Annotated in this window: 2 rRNA genes; both read left to right on the top strand. The window is 56.1% G+C overall.

The window, feature by feature from the left end:
• Nucleotides 1-1573 (top strand): 23S ribosomal RNA (locus ACODR5_RS13465); the annotation flags it as partial.
• A gap of 102 nt (nt 1574-1675) precedes the next feature.
• Nucleotides 1676-1792 (top strand): 5S ribosomal RNA (rrf, locus tag ACODR5_RS13460).
• Nucleotides 1793-1847 lie beyond the last annotated feature (55 nt).

The raw sequence follows: 1847 nt of genomic DNA, 5'->3' as shown, positions 1-1847 counted from the left end.
AACCAATCCAGTGGTGCTAAGCGCCCAAAGCCAGTCACTGTCACCTTCGGGTGACGCCGGCTGGTGGAGCGCGCGACCCCATGCTGGTGCGGTTAGCGTATTAACAGGTGTGACGCAGGAAGGTAGCCCAAGCCAGGCGATGGTTGTCCTGGTGCAAGTGCGTAGGCCGAGAGGTAGGCAAATCCGCCTCTCATACAGGCTGAGACACGATGCGGATAAAAAGTGGGTGATCCTCAGCTGCCGAGAAAAGCATCGACGCGAGGTTCCAGCCGCCCGTACCCCAAACCGACTCAGGTGGTCAGGTAGAGAATACCAAGGAGATCGAGATAATCGTGGTTAAGGAACTCGGCAAAATGCCCCCGTAACTTCGGGAGAAGGGGGGCCCAGCGCGTATTAGGACTTGCTCCGAAAGCGTGTGTGGGCCGCAGAGACCAGTGGGTAGCGACTGTTTATTAAAAACACAGGTCCGTGCCAAGTCGCAAGACGATGTATACGGACTGACGCCTGCCCGGTGCCGGAAGGTTAAGAGGAAGGGTCAGCCGCAAGGCGAAGCTCCGAATTTAAGCCCCGGTAAACGGCGGTGGTAACTATAACCATCCTAAGGTAGCGAAATTCCTTGTCGGGTAAGTTCCGACCTGCACGAATGGCGTAACGACTTCCCAACTGTCTCAACCACGAACTCGGCGAAATTGCATTACGAGTAAAGATGCTCGTTACGCGCAGCAGGACGGAAAGACCCCGTGACCTTTACTACAGCTTGGTATTGGTGTTCGGTGTGGCTTGTGTAGGATAGGTGGGAGACTTTGAAGCGGACACGCCAGTGTTCGTGGAGTCGTTGTTGAAATACCACTCTGGTCACTCTGGATATCTAACTTCGAACCGTGATCCGGTTCAGGGACAGTGCCTGGTGGGTAGTTTAACTGGGGCGGTTGCCTCCCAAAGAGTAACGGAGGCGCCCAAAGGTTCCCTCAACCTGGTTGGCAATCAGGTGGCGAGTGTAAGTGCACAAGGGAGCTTGACTGTGAGACTGACAGGTCGAGCAGGGACGAAAGTCGGGACTAGTGATCCGGCAGTGGCTTGTGGAAGCGCTGTCGCTCAACGGATAAAAGGTACCTCGGGGATAACAGGCTGATCTTGCCCAAGAGTCCATATCGACGGCATGGTTTGGCACCTCGATGTCGGCTCGTCGCATCCTGGGGCTGGAGTAGGTCCCAAGGGTTGGGCTGTTCGCCCATTAAAGCGGTACGCGAGCTGGGTTTAGAACGTCGTGAGACAGTTCGGTCCCTATCCGCTGCGCGCGTAGGAAGTTTGAGAGGATCTGACCCTAGTACGAGAGGACCGGGTTGGACGAACCTCTGGTGTGACAGTTGTCCTGCCAAGGGCACCGCTGTTTGGCTACGTTCGGGATGGATAACCGCTGAAAGCATCTAAGCGGGAAGCCGGCCTCAAGATGAGACTTCCATGCCCCTAGAGGGTGAGAGGCTCCCAGCAGACTACTGGGTTGATAGGCCAGACGTGGAAGCACAGCAATGTGTGCAGCTGACTGGTACTAATAAGCCGATGACTTACAAATCACTCATTCTTTATGCGTGTTCGCGTCCACTATGTGGTTCCCGATGTACGGGCACCACACCAACACATTCTTCGTGTTGATGTGCTGAAACATCGAAAGAGTTTCGGCGGTCATAGCGAGAGGGAAACGCCCGGTCACATTCCGAACCCGGAAGCTAAGCCTCTCAGCGCCGATGGTACTGCAGGGGGGACCCTGTGGGAGAGTAGGACACCGCCGGACACCACTTCACCGGAAGGCCGCCCAACGCTGGGCGGCCTTCCGTCGTTCACACGAC

This window comes from Microbacterium sp. FG3, assembly GCF_057809335.1.
This window is presented reverse-complemented; position numbering and strand designations above follow the sequence as displayed.